General features: G+C 63.8%; 5 protein-coding genes. 2 read left to right on the plus strand and 3 right to left on the minus strand.

From position 1 onward, the window contains the following. Positions 1-194 precede the first annotated feature (194 nt). From ABTZ89_RS38140 to ABTZ89_RS38150, 3 genes are read right to left on the minus strand one after another with little or no spacing between them, the layout of a single operon-like run. On the minus strand, positions 195-488 hold the full coding sequence (locus ABTZ89_RS38140; protein WP_351054232.1) for a hypothetical protein: 294 nt from the start codon (positions 486-488) through the stop codon (positions 195-197). Beyond that, positions 488-685, minus strand: a complete 198-nt coding sequence (locus ABTZ89_RS38145; protein ID WP_270950234.1) for a hypothetical protein — start codon at positions 683-685, stop codon at positions 488-490. Before ABTZ89_RS38145 ends, ABTZ89_RS38140 begins: the two co-directional genes overlap by 1 nt. Next, a complete protein-coding gene (locus ABTZ89_RS38150) occupies positions 682-891 on the minus strand; it encodes an HC3 family zinc finger protein (protein ID WP_270950235.1) in 210 nt (69 codons plus the stop codon). The genes ABTZ89_RS38145 and ABTZ89_RS38150 overlap by 4 nt, the downstream gene beginning before the upstream one ends. Positions 892-1,028: 137 nt before the next feature. Here ABTZ89_RS38150 and ABTZ89_RS38155 point away from each other — a divergent pair, with 137 nt between their 5' ends. Continuing rightward, on the plus strand, positions 1,029-1,883 hold the full coding sequence (locus ABTZ89_RS38155) for a helix-turn-helix domain-containing protein (RefSeq protein WP_351054236.1): 855 nt from the start codon (positions 1,029-1,031) through the stop codon (positions 1,881-1,883). Then, complete coding sequence (locus ABTZ89_RS38160; protein ID WP_351054239.1) at positions 1,883-2,080, plus strand: DUF397 domain-containing protein; 198 nt, start codon at positions 1,883-1,885, stop codon at positions 2,078-2,080. Before ABTZ89_RS38155 ends, ABTZ89_RS38160 begins: the two co-directional genes overlap by 1 nt. The last annotated feature ends 69 nt before the right edge of the window (positions 2,081-2,149 follow it).

The following is a 2,149-nucleotide window of genomic DNA, read 5'->3' on the forward strand; positions in this document are numbered from 1 at the left end:
GACCCCTACCACCCCGAACCTGACCTGCGCTTCCTCTCGGAGTCCCCAAAATTCATTGCATATTGTTTGACCTATTTCATTTTATTTTGCGGAACCCAGGGGACGGAGGGGGTGCGGCCGGGCGGTGTCGGGGAGGGGAGCGATCCCGCCCGGCCGCTCGACTCGATGCTCGGGGGAGGTGCATCGAGCCGGGTTCAGAGGCGTCGCAGGGATTCCAGGACGCGGTGTTGGAGTTCCAGCGGCGGAGCTTCAGGTGGGGTTTCCGGCCATTGCGGTGGTGGTTCCGGGGACGGCTCGCGGAGGTGGTGCCTGCCGGTGGAATCGGCGCGGCGGGCTTCGGATTCGACGTGCTCGATCAGCTGCCAGACGTTCGTCGCGCCTTCGCCCGCACCCGCGTGCTGGGGAAGCCGCCGGCGGTGGACGTGCATCAGCGTCATGCCGGTGAGCAGCGAGAACAGGCAGGCCAGGGCGGTCAGCACCGGGGACATCAGTTGGTTCCTCCTGGCTGGTCGATCGTGGTCGGCGGGATCTCCCGCAGCAGGTGGACGACTTCTTCGAGGGCGGTGGCCGTCGCATCTACGTCGGCGGTGTCGAGCTGATCGGCTCCGGCGCTGAACGCGAGGTCGTCGATGAGCCACTGGGCGCGGCGCAGGAACACCGCCAGGGTGGCGGTTTTCGAGCTCACGGCTCGACACCGGCGAGCCGCCGAGCCTCCCGGTTGCACTCGACGCAGGTGCCCCACAACCAGGCCAACTCGCTGTTGTCCGCGGAAACCACCTGCTGGCACAGCGTTTCGAGCTCGGTCCCGCTCGGATAAGCACACCCAACGGCCTTCTCGGCCAAACTCGCATGCCGCTGCCCAGCAGCAGGCACCCAATGAAACGGATACATCGGCGACCCCCAGAAACTCGAATGTGGTTCAGAGAACTGGCTAGTGGTTCCTGGAACCACTTTGTCGATGTTGAACCACCTTGGCAATCACCTGGTCGAGGGTTCTTACCTGGATCTTTGCTCGTTAGGATCGGTTCATGGCCCGAACCGCCAAGACGAATCCCCGTGCCCGTGTTCTGGGCGCTGAACTGCGCCAACTCCGAGAAGCTGCGGGCTTGGGTGTTCGCGAGTTGGGACGCCGCCTGGGCGTTGGCCACACAACGGTCTGGCGTTACGAGTCCGGGTTGAAGCCACCGTCCCCAGAGGACACTGCGAGTCTCCTGACCGCACTTGGTGTGACTGGTGCGGAGAAGGAACGCATCGTCAAGATGGCGCGTACGGTCCGCGACCCCAACTGGCTCACATCTGGAGTCCCCGGCATTCGCGAAGAGCTCGCCGCGTTGATCGAGTTCGAGCGCACTGCCACGCGGATCACGGATGTGCAGGTTCTTGTGTTTCCGGGGATGTTGCAGACCCGCGAGTACATGCAAGCCGTGATGTCGACTTTGCCGCCAGAGCTGATCGAAACTCGAGTCGCGTTCCGGCTCAGCCGTCGGGAAATCCTCGACAGCGATGGCGGCCCACACCTGGCCGCGCTGATCGCGGAAGCGGCGCTGCATGAACGGATCGGCGGAGCTGCGGTGATGGCCGATCAACTTCGATACCTGATCAAGATGTCGAAGCGCGAGAACGTGACGATCCAGATCATGCCTTCTGGTGCCACGGCTTGGCATCCAGCGCATGCTGGCCCGTTCATCCTGTTCGAGTTCGACGACCAAAAGCCGATCGTGCATCTGGAACATTTCCGAACAGCGGCGTTCCTTCGTAACGTGAAAGACGTTAACGACTACCGCCAAGCAGCGGATAACCTACGCGAAGGTGCCTTGAGCCCAAAGGAATCACTGGAGCTCATCGCCAGCCGTTTGGAAGCGATCGAAGGAGAGCTCGGCTGATGTCGGCAGTGGAACCAACAGGCTGGCGGAAGTCCAGTCGCTCTGCTCAGCAGGAAACCTGCGTCGAGGTCGGGCGGGTTGAGTCCGGCGCGGCGGTGCGGGACTCGAAGACCCCTGACGCCGGGTACTTCACGACGACCGCCGACCAGTGGCGGTTATTCGTCACCGCCGTCAAGGCGGGCCGCTTCGAGGGCTGAGTCGCCCGGGGGTGGGGGGGGGGTTTTGGGGGGGTGGTGGCCGCACAGAAACAAACCCCCCCGCCCCCG

The sequence above is a fragment of the Saccharopolyspora sp. NPDC002686 genome, assembly GCF_040295745.1.
Taxonomy (GTDB): Bacteria; Actinomycetota; Actinomycetes; order Mycobacteriales; family Pseudonocardiaceae; genus Saccharopolyspora; species Saccharopolyspora oryzae.